This window comes from Burkholderia sp. AU31652 (assembly GCF_002223155.1).
GTDB lineage: Bacteria > Pseudomonadota > Gammaproteobacteria > Burkholderiales > Burkholderiaceae > Burkholderia.
The window spans coordinates 509,474-526,917 of record NZ_NKFG01000003.1 but is presented as its reverse complement, the minus strand read 5'-3'; the positions used below and the strand labels follow the sequence as shown (position 1 = coordinate 526,917).

Below are 17,444 nucleotides of genomic sequence, written 5' to 3'. Positions count from 1 at the left end.
CGACATCAATCAGATCGGAGCGTTTTCAGGCGGGGCGCGAGGCTGCGCGAGACGGATGCCCTGGCGGGGAAGATCGGGAATGGCGAGCGCGGCCGCGCGATAGGCGAACGTCCGCACGAAGCCCGGCAGGGCGGGCAGGCTCGACCCGAGCGCCACGTTCGCCGCGAAGCCGGGGCAGTACACGCAGTGCGGCACGCCGGCATGGTCGAACGACGACGTGTCGTGATCGCCGCCCGCCTGCGCGAGCACGATCTGGCGGGCGCCCGCTGCACTGCACAACTCGAGCGTGAGCTGACCGGAGCCGCTCGACGCAAGACGCGCATAGCCCATGACGGGCGACAGTACGTTCAGTACCAGCGCCAGCCATACGAGGCCGATCCATCGCGTCGTTCGTTTCATCGCGGTCCAGAAAAAGTGCGCGCAAGTATAACAAGCGGCCCGATTGCCGCCGATTCCGCACGATGCAGTAGTCGGCATCGCAGCACGCGCCAGAGCGCATGTGCCGTTAATACAACAGAGACAAAATCTAACGATTCGCCACTGGCATAAATCCAAGCACGAGGTTGATAATCATCGAACCTGCTGGAGAAATGACCATGGACGAAAGACCAACCCGCATGCCACCGCCGGAGCAAGTGATGAGCCCGGATCCGGAACCCGTCGGCGTGGAATTCCTCGCCGAATTGCCCGACCACGTGCGGGCATTCTTCGACGAGCAGCACAAGCTGTACTCGCCGAAGTGAACGCCTGTCCGGTTCTGTAACCGCCACGTGTCGATCATCGCTATCGTGCGGTACATCACTGCGCATCGCGCGCAATTCGCCTCGCACCCGGGCCGCAACAGCCTGACGGTGCCGGATCAGCTCGCCTGCTGATTCTCCGGTCGCTGCGCTACGCCGCGCGACTGTCTTCGTCTATCCTTCTGGTTTTCCACTTCCGGCCCGTCCGGCTCTCCTGATCGTTCCGATGAAGCAAGCCATTCGTGCCAGCCTCGCTGTCGCCGCGCTCGGCGTCGCCCTCTTCTCGTCCCCGCGCATCGCCAATGCAGACGGTGACGACACGGCCCTCACCAATATCGTCGCGCTCGCGTCGCAGCGCCTCGCGCTCGCCGAACCGGTCGCCCGATGGAAATGGGCGAATCACAAGGCAATCGAGGACCGGCCGCGCGAAGCGGAACTGCTCGTGTCAGTCGAGAGGCGCGCGGCACAGGCCGGTGTCGATCCCGCGTTCGCACGGACGTTCTTCGAGGATCAGATCACCGCGAGCAAGGATGTGCAGAATGCGCTGTTCGCGACCTGGCGCGCGACGCGGCCGCCGGAAGGCACGCCGCCCGATCTCGCGACCAGCACGCGCCCGGCGCTCGACCGGCTGACGCAGAAAATGCTCGCGGGGCTCGCGCAGGTTGCACCGCTGCGGGATGCGCCTGATTGCCAGGCGCGGCTCGCGCGCAGCATCGCCAACTGGAAGTCGCTCACGCGCTACGACGCGACGCAAACGCAGGCACTCGACACCGCGCTGTCGCACGTCTGCTCGGCCGGCGGCGCAAGCGCGATCGGCTGACGACAGCGGGCGCGGGTCGCGCGACCGCGCCTGATTAACCCGCCTGCCCCGCAGGCATGAGCGCGGCGAGCGGAATCAGCTGCAAGCCGCGTGCGAGATGCGTCTGCAGCAGACGGTGGGTAAAGGGTTCGAACGCACCGTCCGTCCCGTCGGCCGCGAGTTGCGCGGCCGCGTCGAGCGACTCCGCCGCGCCGAGATAGCGCCAGCCGTCGATCACGTGAAACAGGCTGCGCTCGCCGCTCGCCTCGAATGCGACCGCACCTTCGAACGGCCACGGCGCAGCGCCGGCACGGGCGTCGGCCGCGAGGCGCCGGTTGTATGACGGCCGCAGCCGGGCAATCCATTGCGCTTCGGCCAGCATCGCCCCCAACTCGTTGCCGGTCTCGCGCCATTCGACGCGCCGCACCTGCTGCGCCAGTCGCATTTCCTTCGACGAACGGCGCTCGCCCATCAGTAGCGCACGCAGCCGCTGCCGCACACGCACGCTGCGGCCAACATACAGCGGCACATCCTCCTCCCCGAACAGTGCGTACGCACCGCAGCCGGGCGGCGCGGTATCGAGCCAGGCTTCGGTCAGGTCGCCGCCCAGACGGAAGTGGCGCGTCGTGCGCGCGATCTGGTCACGCAGCCGCTCAAGCGGCACGATATCGTGCAACAGGCGCCAGAACTGCCACAGCAGGTCGGCATCCGCCAGCGCCCGGTGGCGCGCAGCCGGCACGAGGCCGTGGCGCTCGATCAACGCGTCGAGGCCGTGCCGCGACTCACGCGGAAACAGCGCCTTCGACAGCCGCACCGTACACAGCACATCGGGATTGAACGCGAAGCCGGCGCGCTCGAATTCGGCCCGCAGGAAGCCGCGGTCGAAGTTCGCGTTGTGCGCGACGAAAAGCTTGCCGTCGAGCCGCTCGAACAACGCCGGCGCCATCGACGCAAATGACGGCGCATCGCGCACCATCTCGTCCGAAATGCCCGTCAGTTGCTGGATGAACGGCGGAATCGGCTGCCCCGGATCGACGAGCGTCGTCCACGTCGACACGCCGAACGGGCCGATTTCGACCACGCCGATCTCGGTGATGCGGTGTTCGGCGGGCGAGCCACCAGTGGTTTCAAGGTCGACGAAAACGAGCGGCTGTTCGCTGGCGGGATCGGACGGACGGGGGGAATCGGACATGAAAAGACTGGGAATCGATGCTTCCGTGAGTATGCACCGGCATTCGGGTTCGCGGCCAGCCCGAACCGGAATGTTCCGCCCCCGCAAAACAAAAAGCCCCCGCAATGCGGGGGCCGGACGTGATCGGCAATGCGTGGCGCGTCAGACCGCCTGGATATTCGCTGCCTGCTTGCCTTTCGGCCCGACTTTCACGTCGAACGAAACACGCTGGTTTTCCTTCAGCGTCTTGAAGCCGTCCATCTTGATTTCGGAAAAGTGTGCAAACAAATCTTCACCGCCATTGTCCGACGTAATAAAGCCGAAACCTTTAGCATCGTTAAACCATTTCACGATACCGGTATCCATGTCTTCGTTCCCCACTCGATTAGATCCAAAAAAGCTATTTTTATAGCCGTTTCCCGAAATCCCGAAACATTGCGCCAGCACCCACACCAGCACGCCGCCCGAGGACGGAGTGCTGACTTTATAAATTGGACAATCCGGGTGCGTCAAGGAAATTTTTGACGATCGTTTTATCAAAAAAGAGCTAATACCACTGGAATCGGTACACCGGCGCCTTTGATTAATTGATTCGCATCAAAAACCTGTCAACATTACCGGGATCGGAGCATTAATAATCTTGTGCGAGAAAATCCTACCGGGGACAAATCGGCTCGGTAAATTCCTCGGGTTTTTTCCGGGTTGCGGAAACCCGAGGACATTGCGATGCTCACTTAACGTCGGAAGGAAGGAGAAGGTCATGTGGCTGGACGGAATCAAGCGCTTCGCGAGCCGGCTCGGACGCGTACACCGCAAGTCCCGCGCCCTGGCCGAGTCAGTGTCCTCGCGCGAAGCGCCGTGCGACACCGAATTCGATACGACCTGGCACGGCGATCACTGGCAGAACCTGCTCTCGTCGCCCCTCGATGCCCGTCACTACGTGATGGAAGACTGGACATACACGCCGCCCCCCAACGAATCCAAGGAGGCCGCACCCGCGGCCAAGCGCAAGCGGCGCTCGTTCGCGCAATAGCGCGCGAATCAACGGGGCAAAAAAAAAGCGCGACTGGGAAGTCGCGCCGACAAAGGTTTGGAGATCTTTTCCGTCAACGAAAAAGTCTGCTTCGGAAAGCAGAGATCGCAGTATAGCGAGAGAACAACCTTTCATTAGCCATGCTCCACACAAACCTCTATTGCCGATGTGTCAATAATCGGATGATGGCCATCCCCGCCTCCTGCTGACCGCCTGTCGCGACCGCGCAACGCCCGTTCCGTAGTCCTGATCGCCATTTTTCTTCGCTGCACCGCCACAAACCCTTGATGGGCAACCGTTTGCGCCACATTGCCGATCTTTGCGGATTCCAAAATATACTATTGCTTAAAGCGCATTCTTCCCCCACTCCACGCACTCCGTACACTGCAGATGGCTTTTTGATAAGCGCACCGCCGCTCTGCCGGACCGGCCGCAACGTCAAGCACAACATGCCAGTCCGCAGCAGGTTCGATCGACATCATCCTGTTTGGAGACAGATCCATGAAAAAAACCCTGATCGTCACCGCGTTGTCGGGTGTATTCGTGACGGCAGCTCACGCCCAAAGCAGCGTGACGCTCTATGGCCTGATCGACGCAGGCATCACCTATACGAACAACCAGGGTGGCCACAGCTCATGGTCGGAACGCAGCGGCCAGATCAACGGCAGCCGCTGGGGCCTGCGCGGCACGGAAGATCTCGGTGGCGGCCTGAAAGCAATCTTCGTGTTGGAAAACGGCTTCAACATCGCCAACGGCACGCTCGGCCAGAATGGCCGCGAATTCGGCCGCCAGGCGTTCGTCGGCCTGTCTCATGACCAGTTCGGCGCCGTCACCCTCGGTCGCCAGTACGACAGCGTCGTCGACTACATCGGGCCGCTGTCGCTGACCGGTACGCAATTCGGCGGCACCCAGTTTGCCCACCCGTTCGACAACGACAACCTGAACAATTCGTTCCGGATCAATAACGCCGTCAAGTACACGAGCGTCAATTACGGCGGTCTGAAGTTCGGCGCGTTGTACGGTTTCTCGAACAGCAACCAGTTCTCGAACAATCGCGCATACAGCGCGGGCGTGTCGTACACCTATGCCGGCTTCAACATCGGCGCCGGCTACCTGCAGTTGAACAATGACATCTCGGGCCTCACGTCGGCGGCGGTCACCAACAGCGGCGGCGCGGTGGCCGGCGACAATACGTTCGTCGGCAAGCGTCAGCGCGTGTTCGGCGGCGGCCTGAACTACACATTCGGCCCGGCAACGGCCGGCTTCGTGTTCACGCAATCGCGCGTGAACCGGGCGCTCGGCATCTCCGCGGGTGCCTCGGGCGTGTCGAACGGGCTGGGTCTCGACGGCACGTTTGCCCGCTTCAACAACTACGAAGTAAACGCCCGCTACGCGCTCACGCCGGCCTTGTCGCTGGCCGGGTCGTACACGTACACCGCCGGCTTCCTGGACGGCCGTCATCCGGGCTGGAACCAGTTCAACCTGCAGACCGACTATGCACTGTCCAAGCGGACCGACGTGTACGTGCAAGGCGTTTATCAGCGCGTCAGCACGGACGGCCTGGGCATCGGCGCCTATGTCAATGGCCTCGGTGGTGCTTCATCGACCAACAAGCAGATCGCGGTCACGGCAGGCCTGCGTCATCGCTTCTGAGCGACCGGCATTCCGCCGCACGCCGGATGACGAAGCGCCCCATCGGGGCGCTTTTTCTTTGCCGGGTTGCGCCGTGCGCCGCTCAGGCGTTGCCCGGCGCCGGGTAACGGACGTCGAGCACGTCGATCGGCTGCGGGCCGGCCGGCGTCATCAGCATGACGGTATCGCCGATCTTCGCCTTGATCAGTGCGCGCGCGACCGGCGAAATCCAGCTGACGCAGCCGCGATCGAGATCGACCTCGTCGATCCCGACGATCGTGATCGTGTGATCCTCGCCGTCCGGTGTCTCGTAATCGACCGTTGCACCGAAAAACACCTGATCGACATTCTCCTGCCGGCTCGCATCGACGACTTCGGCCAGATCGAGCCGCTTCGTCAGGAAGCGGATGCGGCGATCGATCTCGCGAAGCCGCCGCTTGCCGTAGATGTAGTCGCCATTCTCCGACCGGTCGCCATTCGACGCGGCCCAGGACACGAGCCGCACGACCTCGGGACGCTCGACGTCGATCAGGCTCAGCAGCTCGTCCCTCAGCCGCTTGTGGCCGGCCGGCGTGATGTAGTTCTTCGCGCCCGCCGGAATCGCGGGCTGGGCCTGGTCGAGATCGTCGTCGTCACCGTCCGACTCTTTGACAAACGCCTTGTTCATGATGCAGATTCAACGTGGATGACTGATGCTCCAAGGGTACACGAAGGGCGCCCCGGCAAGGTCATGGCACCTAATTTGCGAATAAGGCTTCCCTTTTTATACAACCCTGCTATACTTCCGCTTCTGCGTGCGGCTGTAGCTCAGTTGGATAGAGTACTTGGCTACGAACCAAGGGGTCGTGGGTTCGAATCCTGCCAGCCGCGCCACTTTTTCGAGGGCCTTCCCAACCGAAGGCCCTTTCAGTTCAAAGCAGTAGAAGTCTTGTTGTTGCGTGCGGCTGTAGCTCAGTTGGATAGAGTACTTGGCTACGAACCAAGGGGTCGTGGGTTCGAATCCTGCCAGCCGCGCCACTTTTTTGGGAACCTTCCCATCGCAGAAGGTTCCGACAGTTAAGCAGTACCGTTTTGCGTGCGGCTGTAGCTCAGTTGGATAGAGTACTTGGCTACGAACCAAGGGGTCGTGGGTTCGAATCCTGCCAGCCGCGCCACCTTAAAAGGGCTTTCCTCCGGGAAAGCCCTTTTTCTTTTCCGCCTTCCCTTCCCTACTCATGACATAGCAACGTCCGGTTGCGTGGCGCTTTTTTTCGGAAGAACGTCGACCACACCGCACGTTCACGCCTCCGCCAGCACAAATGAAAACGGCGGCCATTGGCCGCCGTCGATCGCCCGCCCACACGGGCCGCGTCAGTAATCCTGACGCTCGCGCTCGATGCGCATGCCGCCGTCGTGGCGCGCATGCGCACCGTCGTCGGTCGAACGCTCGCGCATGATCCGCATCACGTCCGGATTGGTTCGCACGCGTCGCATCACGTTCGCGAGATGCACGCGGTCGCTGACCTGGATCACGAAGCGCAGCACCGTCGATTCGTGCGTCAGATCCTCGTCCATCGCGATATGCACGATGTTCGCGTCGGCCGACGTGATGTCCGCCGCCACGCGCGCAAAGATGCCCTTCGTGTTCTTCACGAGCGCCTTCACCGCGACATCGAACAGGCGGCCCGGCTGCGGCGCCCATTCGACGTCGATCCAGCGGCCCGGATCGCGGCGATGGATACGCTGCGCCACGCGGCAATCGGTCGTATGAATCGCCATCCCCAGGCCGATGCCGATGTAACCCATGATCGCGTCGCCCGGAATCGGCCGGCAGCATGCGGACAACTGCACGGACATCCCTTCGGTGCCGGTGATCACGACCGGCGGCGCGTGGTGCGCGGGATGCCGCTCGGACTTCGGCAGATCGTCGTCCGCATCGCGGCCGCTCATCAGCACCTCGATGCGCTTGGCCATCACCGCGGCCACGCGGCGGCCGAGGCCGATGTCCGCGAAGATTTCCTGACGGCTCTTGTTGCCCGTCCACTGCACGAGCTTCTCCCACACTTCCGGCTCGACATCGGCCAGCGCGAGACCATAGCCCTTCAGGCTCTGGTCGACCAGCCGCTCGCCCAGCTGCACCGATTCGTTCAGGCGCATCGTCTTCAGGTAGTGCCGGATCGCCGAGCGCGCCTTGCCGGTACGCACGAAACCGAGCCAAGCAGGGTTGGGCTTCGAATACGGCGCCGTGATCACCTCGACGATGTCGCCGCTCTTCAGCTCGGTGCGCAGCGGCAGCAGCTCGTTGTTGATCTTCACGGCCACGCACTGGTTGCCGAGATCGCTGTGGATCGAATACGCGAAATCGAGTGCCGTCGCGCCGCGCGGCAGCGCCATGATCTTCGACTTCGGCGTGAACACGTAGACCGCATCCGGGAACAGGTCGATCTTCACGTGCTCGAGGAATTCGCTCGAATCGCCGGCTTCGCTCTGGATGTCGAGCAGCGACTTCAGCCACTGGTGCGCGCGCTTCTGCACGTCGCTGAGATCCGCGCTGCCGTTCTTGTACAGCCAGTGCGCGGCGACCCCCGCCTCGGCGATCTCGTGCATCTTGCGCGTGCGCACCTGGAACTCGATTGGCGCGCCGAACGGGCCGACCAGCGTGGTGTGCAGCGACTGATAGCCGTTGATCTTCGGGATCGCGATGTAGTCCTTGAACTTGCCGGGCACGGGCTTGTACAGCGCGTGCAGCGCGCCGATGCACGTGTAGCAGTCGAGCGGGCTGTCGACGACGACGCGAAAGCCGTACACGTCGAGCACCTGCGAGAACGACAGCTGCTTGTCGCGCATCTTGCGGTACACGCTGTAGATGGTCTTTTCGCGGCCGGTGATCTCGGCGTCGATCTTCGCATCGGCCATCGCGCGCTGCGCGGCTTCGAGGATCTTGCTGATCACTTCGCGGCGGTTGCCGCGCGCGGCCTTCACGGCCTTCTCGAGCGTCGCGTAGCGATGCGGGTTGAAATTCGCGAAGCTCATGTCCTGCAGCTCGCGATACGTGTTGTTCAACCCGAGGCGGTGCGCGATCGGCGCGTAGATGTCGAGCGTTTCCCGCGCGACGCGGCGGCGCTTTTCCATCGGCACCGCGCCGAGCGTGCGCATGTTGTGCAGGCGGTCGGCGAGCTTGACGAGAATCACGCGCACGTCGCGTGCCATCGCGAGCAGCATCTTGCGGAAGTTTTCCGCCTGCGCTTCCTCGCGGCTGCGGAATTCCATCTTGTCGAGCTTCGACAGGCCATCGACCAGTTCGGCGACCTTCGGGCCGAACCGCTCGGCCAGCTCGCTCTTGGTCACGCCCTGGTCTTCCATCACGTCATGCAGCAGCGCGGCCATGACGGCTTGCGCGTCGAGCTTCCAGCCGGCGCAGATTTCCGCGACGGCGACGGGATGGGTGATGTAGGGTTCGCCGCTCTGGCGATATTGACCGAGGTGGGCTTCGTCACTGAAGTGGAACGCCGCCTTGACCTCTTTGATTTCTTCCGGAGGAAGATACTCGGCAAGCACGCCCGTCAGTTTCGCGATCGAAACGACGCCGTGCTTGCGAGGCTGCTCCGGTGTGGCGGTCGGCCCGAACAGATGCCGGAAGGACTGTTCGAGGACCGCGTCGATGTACTGGCGCGCAGGCGACTGGGCCGTGGCTTCGGTGGTCGAATCCGCGGAGGCGGACGATGGGGTGGTGCTCATATTCGCCTCCAGGTCGAGTCGTTGCGCGCGTGGATTACATGGCTGGAACGGGCCGGATGCGCGTTACACCGGCACCTTCTTCAGCATCTCGACGCCGACCTGGCCGGCAGCGATTTCGCGCAGCGCGACGACGGTCGGCTTGTCGCGGCTTTCGATCTTCGGCGTATGGCCTTGCGCGAGCTGCCGCGCGCGATAGGTGGCGGCGAGCGCCAGTTCGAAGCGGTTCGGGATTTGCTTCAGGCAGTCTTCGACGGTAATGCGAGCCATGTTGGTAATTCCTTCTGAATATAGTCCTTATTCTACCTTATGTCCCTCGTCCCCCGCGTCATTCCGCGTGGGGCAGATGGATGCCGAGCTCGATGAACAGCTCCGTGTGTCGCGCGTACTGCGAAGCAAAGCGCAGGCGCGTGGCCGCGACGATGCATTCGAGCTCCGCGAGCGCACGCTCGAAGTTCTCGTTGATCACCACGTATTCCGCTTCGGGCGCGTGCGCGATCTCGCTGCCGGCGGCCAGCAGGCGGCGCGTGATCACTTTCGGCTCGTCCTGGCCGCGCTTCTTCAGGCGCTCCTCGAGCGCGTCGAGCGACGGCGGCAGGATGAAGATGCCGACCGCGTTGCGGAACTGCTTCTTCACCTGCAGCGCGCCTTGCCAGTCGATCTCGAGCAGCACGTCGTGGCCGTTCTTCATCTGCTCTTCGATCCACACGCGCGACGTGCCGTAGTAGTTGCCGTGCACTTCCGCGCTCTCGAGGAATTCGTGCGCCGCGTGACGCGCGCGGAAATCCTCGACCGTCGTGAAGTGATAGTGCTGGCCGTCCTGCTCGCCCGGGCGCGGCTTGCGGGTCGTGTACGAGATCGACAGGCAGATGTCGCTGTCCTTCGACAGCAGCGCATTCACGAGCGTCGACTTGCCGGCGCCCGACGGCGCGACGACCATGAACAGGTTGCCGGGATAGACGCCGCCGTGCAGCGAATGCGACGCGTGCGCGTCGCGGGTAGATTCCGTCATGTTGCTTTACTCCAGGTTTTGCACTTGCTCGCGCATCTGCTCGATCAGCAGCTTGAGCGCCATCGATGCGTCGGCGAGTTCCTTCGCCGCCGCCTTCGAGCCGAGCGTGTTCGCTTCGCGATTCAGTTCCTGCATCATGAAGTCGAGACGCTTGCCGACGCGGCCGCCCTTCTCGATCACATGGCGCGTTTCGTTCAGGTGCGCGGTGAGCCGCGACAGCTCTTCCGCGATGTCGATCCGGATCCCGTACATCGTCACTTCCTGACGAATGCGCTCCGCGGCTTCCTCGCGCGTGACGATCGTCGAGCTGCCTTCGGGCGCCGCGATGCCGAGCGCCTCCTGCAGCCGTTCGACGATCTTCTGCTGGTGCTTCGCGATCAGCTCCGGCACGAGCGGCGTGATGCGCGCGACGATCGCTTCCATCTCGGTGACGTTCGACAGCAGCATCGTCGCCAGTTGCGCGCCTTCGCGCGAACGCACGACGACGAGCTCGCCGATCGCTTCCTTGCCGCACGCGAGCACCGCCTCGCGGATCGCGTCAGCCGACACGCCGCTCTCGGCGATCACGCCGGGCCAGCGCAGGATCTCGCCCGCGCGCAGGCGGCCGACGCCCGGGAACGAGTCGAGCACCGAGCGCTCGAGCTCGGCGAGCTGGCCGAGCGCCGACTGGTTCAGCGCGCCCGCGCCGATGCTCTGCTCGCCGCGCTGCAGGTTGATGCGGATATCGACCTTGCCGCGCGACAGCTTGTTCATCAGCATTTCGCGCAGCGCGGGTTCGCACGCGCGCACGTCGTCCGGCATCCGGAAATTCAGGTCGAGAAAGCGCGAGTTCACGGTGCGCAGTTCGACCGACACGCTGGTGCCGCCGTTGCCGGTGGCCGTCGCGAGTTCGCGCGTCGCGCTCGCGTAGCCCGTCATGCTGTAGATCATGGTTCGTCTCGCCGTCTTTGTGCCCTCGCGGGCGGGGATATGTCGAGGCGCCCGGCGCATCGGAAAGCGCGGGGCGGGAAGCGCGCATTATCCCATTTTTGCGGACCACCCCGCCGGGCACGCCCGCCGTTCGGCGCTAAAATCGGGGTTTCCTCTCGTTCCGCGATTCCCACATGACGTCTTCCGTTTCCCGCCCGAGCGGCCGCCGCGCCGACGCACTGCGCCAGGTCGCCCTGACCCGCCACTACACGAAACATGCCGAAGGCTCGGTGCTGGTCGAATTCGGCGACACCAAGGTGCTCTGCACCGCGAGCGTGTCCGAGCGCGTGCCCGACTTCCTGCGCGACCGCGGGCAAGGCTGGCTGACCGCCGAATACGGGATGCTGCCGCGCGCGACGCATACGCGCAGCGACCGCGAAGCCGCCCGCGGCAAGCAGACCGGCCGCACGCAGGAAATTCAGCGCCTGATCGGCCGCGCGCTGCGCGCGGTGTTCGACCTCGAAGCGCTCGGCCCGCGCACGATCCACATCGACTGTGACGTGATCCAGGCCGACGGCGGCACGCGCACGGCGAGCATCACCGGCGCGTTCGTCGCCGCGCACGACGCCGTGTCGAAGCTGATCGCGGCAGGCAAGCTCACGCGCTCGCCGATCACCGACCACGTCGCCGCGATCTCGGTCGGCGTGTACCAGGGCGCGCCCGTGCTCGACCTCGATTACGCGGAAGATTCGCAGTGCGACACCGACATGAACGTCGTGATGACGGGCGCCGGCGGTTTCGTCGAAGTCCAGGGCACGGCCGAAGGCGTGCCGTTCTCGCGCGCCGAGATGAACGCGCTGCTCGACCTCGCGCAAGGCGGGATCGCCGAGCTCGTGCAGCTTCAGAAAGACGTGCTGGGCGCCTGACATGCCGGACGACCACACCACCGCGCCGCTGTCGCGCATCGTTCTGGCGTCGAACAACGCGGGCAAGCTGCGCGAATTCACCGCGCTGTTCTCGACGGTCGGCATCGAGATCGTCCCGCAGGGCGACCTTGCCGTGCCTGAGGCGGAAGAGCCGTTCGGCACCTTCATCGAGAATGCGCTGACGAAGGCACGCCACGCGTCGCGGCTCACCGGGCTGCCGGCGATCGCCGACGATTCGGGCCTGTGCGTGCGCGTGCTGCGCGGCGCGCCGGGCGTCTATTCGGCACGCTACGCGCAGCGCGCGGGCCGTGACAAGGGCGACGCGGCGAACAACGCGTATCTCGTCGAGCAGCTGCGCGGCGTCGACGACCGGCGCGCATACTATTGCTGCGTGCTCGCGCTCGTGCGCCATGCGGACGACCCCGAGCCGCTGTTCGCCGAAGGACGCTGGGCGGGCGAGATCGTCGACACGCCGCGCGGCGAGCACGGATTCGGCTACGACCCGTATTTCTACCTGCCGTCGCTCGGCGCGACGGCCGCCGAACTCGAGCCGGCCGTGAAGAACACGCACAGCCATCGCGCGCTGGCGCTGAAGGCGCTGCTGGCGCGGCTCGCGGAGGAAGCATGAGCACGCCCGATACCCGTTCGCCAGCGGAGGTCGCATGAGCCAGGCCGCGGAAACCGGCGCGCGCGTCGTCGCGACCTTCACGTCGCCCGGCCAGGTGCGGCTCACGTCGCTGCCGCCGCTCGCGCTGTACGTGCATTTCCCGTGGTGCGTGCGCAAGTGCCCGTACTGCGATTTCAATTCGCACGAGTGGAAGGGCGAACGGTTTCCGGAAACCGAGTATCTCGACGCACTGCGCGCCGATCTCGAGCAGGCGCTGCCGCTCGTGTGGGGCCGCCAGGTGCATACGGTATTCATCGGCGGCGGCACGCCGAGCCTGCTGTCGGCGGCCGGCCTCGACCGGATGCTGTCCGACGTGCGTGCGCTGCTGCCGCTCGACGCCGATGCCGAGATCACGCTCGAGGCGAATCCGGGCACGTTCGAGGCCGCGAAGTTCGCGCAGTTCCGCGCGAGCGGCGTGAATCGCCTGTCGGTCGGCATCCAGAGCTTCAACGAAGCGCACCTGAAGGCGCTCGGCCGGATTCACGACACGACGCAGGCACGCGCCGCGGTCGAAATCGCCGCGAAGCACTTCGACAACTTCAACCTCGACCTGATGTTCGCGCTGCCGAACCAGACGCTCGACGAATGCCGCACCGACATCGAGACCGCGCTGTCGTACGCGCCGCCGCATCTGTCGCTGTATCACCTGACGCTCGAGCCGAATACGCTGTTCGCGAAATTCCCGCCGGTCGTGCCCGACGACGACGCGTCGGCCGACATGCAGGAGTGGATCCACGCGCGCACGGCCGAGGCCGGTTACGGGCGCTACGAAGTGTCCGCGTATGCGAAGCCGAATCATCAGTGCAAGCACAACCTGAACTACTGGCGCTTCGGCGACTATCTCGGGATCGGTGCGGGCGCACACACGAAGCTGTCGTTCCCGAACCGGATCCTGCGGCAGGCACGCTACAAGCATCCGGCGACCTTCATCGAGCAGGCGATGGCCGGCACGGCCGTGCAGGAAGAGCGTGAAGTCGGCGCGCGCGACCTGCCGTTCGAGTTCATGCTGAACACGCTGCGGCTCGTCGAGGGCTTCCCCGTGCACAGCTTCGCCGAACGCACGGGCCTGCCGATGAGCACGATCGAGCCGGCGCTGCAGGAAGCGGAACGGCGCGGGCTGATCGCGCGCGATTTCGCGCAGATCGCGCCGACGCCGCTGGGCCAGCGTTTCCTCAACGACCTGCAGGAATTGTTCCTGCGTGACGATTGAGGGGATGAACCACGCGGCATTTCGGTTACAATGCCGCCTCGTGTGGAAGCGTGGCCGAGCGGTTTAAGGCACCGGTCTTGAAAACCGGCGACGGGAAACTGTCCGTGAGTTCGAATCTCACCGCTTCCGCCAGGAAGTTCGCCAAACCCCGTCCATTCACCGAATGACGGGGTTTTTTGTTGGTCCGCGCACGCCCTTCCCTCACGTTCCGACGCGTCACGCCGGATGCCGTTACAATCCGGCGCTCCGATTCGCGAAACGGGAAACCCACGTCATGAAGCCCTTCATCGTCTCGTCGCTCGCTGTACTGCTGGTTGCCGTCAGCACGCCGGCGACGGCCGACTCCGCCGCCGGCAGCGACGCGCAGGCGTCGTGCGCGATCGCCTACGTGACGGGTGTCGGCGGCTCGCCGCGCGGCCTGAGCGAATACCTCGCGAGCCCGTCGCCCTACAACTACGTGAAGGACAACGACCTCCAGTGCAAGGTGGGCGACGATGGACGCACGTCGAACTGCACCGGCGTGACCTACCTCCGGAACGAACAGGTCAGCGTGTACGACGATTCCGATCCGGCAACACTGACCGTCGTGGCGCGCGTGGAGCTCGATCACGGCCAGAAATACCCGGTGATCATCGTCGTGCAGCGCAAGGACGCGCGCTGCAAGCAATGATGCAGCGCCGCGCACGAGCCCGCCCGCCGAAACGGCACGGGCGTTCGCGCCGGCCGTCGCGCGCCACCTGAGCGGCGGGCACCGGCAGCGGCCCGCCATTACATCGCAACGCGCCGGAAGCCCCTCTCCCGGCCGGCCGCTCGATCACCTAGAATTCGATCAACACGGCGACACGACCGCCGCCGCGTACTCGATGCCGCGCGCGCCACCCCTGCGTGCGGTACACGGAGATCGCCATGACCGAACTGTCGACACCGGCGGAACACGTCGATTACGAAGGCTTCGAGATCCATGTCGTGCCGGCCGTCGCGCCCGGCAACGACACGCGCTACACCTACACCGGCTACGTGTGCCATCCTGGCGCGAATCCCGCCTTGCCCGGCCACGCGGTGCCCTTCCATGCGGACGGCGAGGAAAGCTTCGCGAGCCTCGATGAAGCCGTCCACGAAGCCGTGCACATCGGCAAGAGCATCATCGACGGCACGCACCCCGACCTGTCGATCCTGTCACTCGTCACGCACGGCTTCTGAACCGGGCCGCACGCATCGCCGAAAATGGCGCGGGCGCGCCCGTGGTGCTGCCTGCAGCGACCCGCTGCACTCGCGCCGGACCGTCGCCACGCGCCGGCGTGCCAGTCGCGTTCCTCGTGTTTCTTTCAACCTTGCAACACGCACGCCGCGATGCACGCGTGCGGCAGCCACGCGAGCGTACTGTCACATGTCACGTCACATCGCGCTGCGCAAGCACACGCCTTCTCGTCATCAGCGCTCGCATCATCCGGCATCGCCCGTTATGCGTTTCTCCCGATATCGGCTCGCGTCCGTGCGCCTATCATTTTTTTATAGTCACTTCCGGCTAGCCTCCCATGCGCCCCCTTCCCCGTTTGCATGTCAACCGGCCGCGTGCAGTTGCGCTGGCCGTCGTCGCCATGCTCGCGGCGTGCACGATCACGCCGCCTCCGTCGCTGCACTCGATCCTGACGATTCCGTCGATCACCCGCAGCGGCAACCTCGACCAGTACCGCGTCGAAGTCGCGCACCGTGTCGCCGAACGCAATCCGTCCGGCATGCTGCACGGCATACCCCAGGCCATGCTCCGCTCGCTCGTCGTCGTGGCCTTCACCGTCGATGGCAGCGGCCGGCTCGTCAACGCGTCCGTCTATCGCAGCAACGGCGACAGCGAAGCGGAAGCACTCGCGCTCGCATCGCTGCGCCGCTCGGCGCCGCTGCCGCCGCCACCGTCGCGACTGCTCGACGGCAACGGCCGGCTCGAACTGATGGAAGGCTGGCTCTTCAACGACGACGGCCACTTCCAGTTGCAAAGCACCGCGTCGGCGCAGGCGCAATCGATCGACTGAGCGGTCGCCGCCCCGCGATTGCCGGTGCGCGGCGGCGCTGGCTATAATTTTCCGCAATCGCGCGGCCATCACGCCGCGCGCGCGTTCGTGCGCCCCACCCGGCATGCGAGCCGACCACGCCGGCACCGGGCGGCGGCGACGTACACGTCTCCATCGTCGACCGGCGGGTGACGTCCGCGCCACGGCGCGCGTCCACGCCGCCACCGCATCATCCGCTCGGCTGCCCCCGGCAGGCATCCGCCTGCCCGACCGCACGCTCAGCCGACCGCCCCAACGACAAAACGGAGACATCCATGTCCGCATCCCCCCCGACCGTTGCACACGCAACCGGTTCGGCCGGCGCCGTCAGCCACCGGCGCATCGTGTTCGCCAGCTTCATCGGCACCGCGATCGAGTTCTACGATTTCTACGTGTACGCAACGGCCGCCGCGCTCGTCATCGGCCCGGTGTTCTTTCCGCACGGGTCCGCGACCGCACAGGCGCTGTCCGCCTTCGTCACGTTCGGCATCGCGTTCATCGCTCGCCCGATCGGCTCGTTCCTGTTCGGGCACTTCGGCGACCGCATCGGCCGCAAGTCGACGCTCGTCGCATCGCTGCTCGTGATGGGCGTGTCCACCACCGCCATCGGCTTCGTGCCCGGCTACGACGCGATCGGCGCGCTCGCGCCGGTGCTGCTGTGCGTGCTGCGCTTCGGCCAGGGAATCGGCCTCGGCGGCGAATGGGGCGGCGCCGCGCTGCTGGCGACCGAGCACGCGCCGCAGGGCAAGCGCGGCTGGTTCGGAATGTTCCCGCAGCTCGGGCCATCGGTCGGCTTCCTGATGTCGAACGGGCTGTTCTTCGCGCTCGCGCTGTCGCTGTCGGACGAGCAGTTCCGCAGCTGGGGCTGGCGCATCCCGTTCCTGGTCAGTGCGGTGCTCGTCGCGCTCGGCCTGTACGTGCGGCTCAAGATCACCGAAACACCCGCGTTCCAGGCCGCGCTCGATCGCAACGAGCGCGTGCGCGTGCCGGTCGCGACGCTGGTCACGCAACACTGGCGGCCGACGCTGCTCGGTGCGCTTGCGATGGTCGTCTGCTACACGCTGTTCTACATCTCGACGGTGTTCTCGCTGTCGTACGGCGTGTCGGCGCTGCATATTCCGCGCCAGAGCTTCCTCGGCCTGCTGTGTTTCGCGGTCGTGTTCATGGGACTCGCGACGCCGCTGTCCGCGTGGGCATCGGACCGCTTCGGCCGCAAGCCGGTGCTCGTCGTGGGCGCGATCGCCGCGCTGCTGTCGGGTTTTGCGATGGAGCCGCTGCTCGGTAGCGGCTCGATGCCGCTCGTCGCGCTGTTCCTGACGATCGAGCTGTTCCTGATGGGCGTGACGTTCGCGCCGATGGGCGCGCTGCTGCCGGAGCTGTTCCCGACCAACGTCCGCTACACGGGCGCGGGCGTCGCGTACAACCTCGGCGGGATCCTCGGCGCGTCGATCGCGCCGTATATCGCACAACTGCTGGCGGCGCGCGGCGGGCTGTCGTGGGTCGGCGGTTATGTGTCGGTTGCGGCGGCAATCAGCCTGATCGGCGTGCTGCTGATGCGCGAGACGCGCGACGCATCGCTCGTCTGA

19 protein-coding genes and 4 tRNA genes are annotated in these 17,444 nt (G+C 65.2%); 15 read left to right on the top strand and 8 right to left on the bottom strand.

Annotated features, from left to right (window positions below):
* Nucleotides 1-9: 9 nt before the first annotated feature.
* Nucleotides 10-399, bottom strand: coding sequence for a DUF2946 domain-containing protein (locus CFB40_RS05120; protein ID WP_089430749.1), 390 nt, complete (start codon nucleotides 397-399; stop codon nucleotides 10-12).
* Nucleotides 400-596: 197 nt separating this feature from the next.
* Between CFB40_RS05120 and CFB40_RS38545 the strand changes: the two genes are divergently transcribed.
* Nucleotides 597-743: a hypothetical protein gene (locus CFB40_RS38545; protein WP_006756195.1), complete on the top strand. Its 147-nt coding sequence runs from the start codon at nucleotides 597-599 to the stop codon at nucleotides 741-743.
* Nucleotides 744-966: 223 nt separating this feature from the next.
* Complete coding sequence (locus CFB40_RS05115; protein ID WP_089424752.1) at nucleotides 967-1,560, top strand: chorismate mutase; 594 nt, start codon at nucleotides 967-969, stop codon at nucleotides 1,558-1,560.
* A 34-nt stretch (nucleotides 1,561-1,594) separates the two neighbouring features.
* Here CFB40_RS05115 and CFB40_RS05110 read toward each other — a convergent pair whose 3' ends face one another.
* Nucleotides 1,595-2,731, bottom strand: coding sequence for an exonuclease domain-containing protein (locus tag CFB40_RS05110; RefSeq protein WP_089430748.1), 1,137 nt, complete (start codon nucleotides 2,729-2,731; stop codon nucleotides 1,595-1,597).
* A gap of 141 nt (nucleotides 2,732-2,872) precedes the next feature.
* Nucleotides 2,873-3,076, bottom strand: coding sequence for a cold-shock protein (locus tag CFB40_RS05105; RefSeq protein ID WP_011351289.1), 204 nt, complete (start codon nucleotides 3,074-3,076; stop codon nucleotides 2,873-2,875).
* 394 nt (nucleotides 3,077-3,470) lie between these two features.
* On the opposite strand from CFB40_RS05105, the gene CFB40_RS05100 reads away from it, so the two are divergent.
* Together CFB40_RS05100 and CFB40_RS05095 are read left to right on the top strand one after the other, a co-directional pair.
* Entirely contained in the window at nucleotides 3,471-3,743 is a 273-nt protein-coding gene (locus CFB40_RS05100; protein ID WP_089424750.1) for a hypothetical protein, read from the top strand.
* Between the two features lie 501 nt (nucleotides 3,744-4,244).
* Nucleotides 4,245-5,396: a porin gene (locus CFB40_RS05095; RefSeq protein WP_089424749.1), complete on the top strand. Its 1,152-nt coding sequence runs from the start codon at nucleotides 4,245-4,247 to the stop codon at nucleotides 5,394-5,396.
* A gap of 82 nt (nucleotides 5,397-5,478) precedes the next feature.
* Here the strand turns inward: CFB40_RS05095 and greB are convergent, their stop codons facing one another.
* Nucleotides 5,479-6,042 carry a transcription elongation factor GreB gene (greB, locus tag CFB40_RS05090; protein ID WP_089430747.1) on the bottom strand — a complete coding sequence of 188 codons (564 nt, stop codon included), beginning with the start codon at nucleotides 6,040-6,042 and terminating at the stop codon, nucleotides 5,479-5,481.
* Nucleotides 6,043-6,171: 129 nt separating this feature from the next.
* Here greB and CFB40_RS05085 point away from each other — a divergent pair.
* The 3 genes from CFB40_RS05085 to CFB40_RS05075 all read left to right on the top strand — a co-directional run bounded on the left by CFB40_RS05085 (nucleotide 6,172) and on the right by CFB40_RS05075 (nucleotide 6,529).
* Nucleotides 6,172-6,248, top strand: a tRNA-Arg gene (locus tag CFB40_RS05085).
* 67 nt (nucleotides 6,249-6,315) lie between these two features.
* Nucleotides 6,316-6,392, top strand: a tRNA-Arg gene (locus CFB40_RS05080).
* A 60-nt stretch (nucleotides 6,393-6,452) separates the two neighbouring features.
* Nucleotides 6,453-6,529: transfer RNA gene (locus CFB40_RS05075), tRNA-Arg, on the top strand.
* 196 nt (nucleotides 6,530-6,725) lie between these two features.
* On the opposite strand, the gene CFB40_RS05070 is transcribed toward CFB40_RS05075, so the two are convergent.
* From CFB40_RS05070 to CFB40_RS05055, 4 genes are all read right to left on the bottom strand, one after another.
* Nucleotides 6,726-9,092, bottom strand: a complete 2,367-nt coding sequence (locus CFB40_RS05070) for a RelA/SpoT family protein (protein WP_089424747.1) — start codon at nucleotides 9,090-9,092, stop codon at nucleotides 6,726-6,728.
* 63 nt (nucleotides 9,093-9,155) lie between these two features.
* Entirely contained in the window at nucleotides 9,156-9,359 is a 204-nt protein-coding gene (gene rpoZ, locus CFB40_RS05065) for a DNA-directed RNA polymerase subunit omega (RefSeq protein WP_006025620.1), read from the bottom strand.
* A 58-nt stretch (nucleotides 9,360-9,417) separates the two neighbouring features.
* On the bottom strand, nucleotides 9,418-10,101 hold the full coding sequence (gene gmk / locus CFB40_RS05060; protein WP_089424746.1) for a guanylate kinase: 684 nt from the start codon (nucleotides 10,099-10,101) through the stop codon (nucleotides 9,418-9,420).
* Nucleotides 10,102-10,107: 6 nt separating this feature from the next.
* Complete coding sequence (locus CFB40_RS05055; protein WP_011351283.1) at nucleotides 10,108-11,031, bottom strand: YicC/YloC family endoribonuclease; 924 nt, start codon at nucleotides 11,029-11,031, stop codon at nucleotides 10,108-10,110.
* A 173-nt stretch (nucleotides 11,032-11,204) separates the two neighbouring features.
* On the opposite strand from CFB40_RS05055, the gene rph reads away from it, so the two are divergent.
* The 8 genes from rph (at nucleotide 11,205) to CFB40_RS05010 (ending at nucleotide 17,444) form a co-directional block, all read left to right on the top strand.
* Nucleotides 11,205-11,936, top strand: a complete 732-nt coding sequence (gene rph, locus CFB40_RS05050) for a ribonuclease PH (protein ID WP_089430746.1) — start codon at nucleotides 11,205-11,207, stop codon at nucleotides 11,934-11,936.
* 1 nt (nucleotide 11,937) lies between these two features.
* A complete protein-coding gene (rdgB, locus tag CFB40_RS05045; RefSeq protein WP_039343391.1) occupies nucleotides 11,938-12,564 on the top strand; it encodes an RdgB/HAM1 family non-canonical purine NTP pyrophosphatase in 627 nt (208 codons plus the stop codon).
* A 34-nt stretch (nucleotides 12,565-12,598) separates the two neighbouring features.
* The gene (hemW, locus tag CFB40_RS05040; RefSeq protein ID WP_089424744.1) at nucleotides 12,599-13,813 is read left to right on the top strand and encodes a radical SAM family heme chaperone HemW; all 1,215 of its coding nucleotides are present in this window, start codon (nucleotides 12,599-12,601) and stop codon (nucleotides 13,811-13,813) included.
* Between the two features lie 44 nt (nucleotides 13,814-13,857).
* A tRNA-Ser gene (locus tag CFB40_RS05035) sits at nucleotides 13,858-13,945 on the top strand.
* 142 nt (nucleotides 13,946-14,087) lie between these two features.
* Nucleotides 14,088-14,483 carry a hypothetical protein gene (locus CFB40_RS05030; RefSeq protein WP_089430745.1) on the top strand — a complete coding sequence of 132 codons (396 nt, stop codon included), beginning with the start codon at nucleotides 14,088-14,090 and terminating at the stop codon, nucleotides 14,481-14,483.
* Between the two features lie 236 nt (nucleotides 14,484-14,719).
* Nucleotides 14,720-15,013, top strand: coding sequence for a hypothetical protein (locus tag CFB40_RS05025; protein WP_089424742.1), 294 nt, complete (start codon nucleotides 14,720-14,722; stop codon nucleotides 15,011-15,013).
* Nucleotides 15,014-15,348: 335 nt separating this feature from the next.
* A complete protein-coding gene (locus tag CFB40_RS05020; RefSeq protein WP_089424741.1) occupies nucleotides 15,349-15,840 on the top strand; it encodes an energy transducer TonB family protein in 492 nt (163 codons plus the stop codon).
* Between the two features lie 293 nt (nucleotides 15,841-16,133).
* Nucleotides 16,134-17,444 carry an MFS transporter gene (locus tag CFB40_RS05010; protein ID WP_089424740.1) on the top strand — a complete coding sequence of 437 codons (1,311 nt, stop codon included), beginning with the start codon at nucleotides 16,134-16,136 and terminating at the stop codon, nucleotides 17,442-17,444.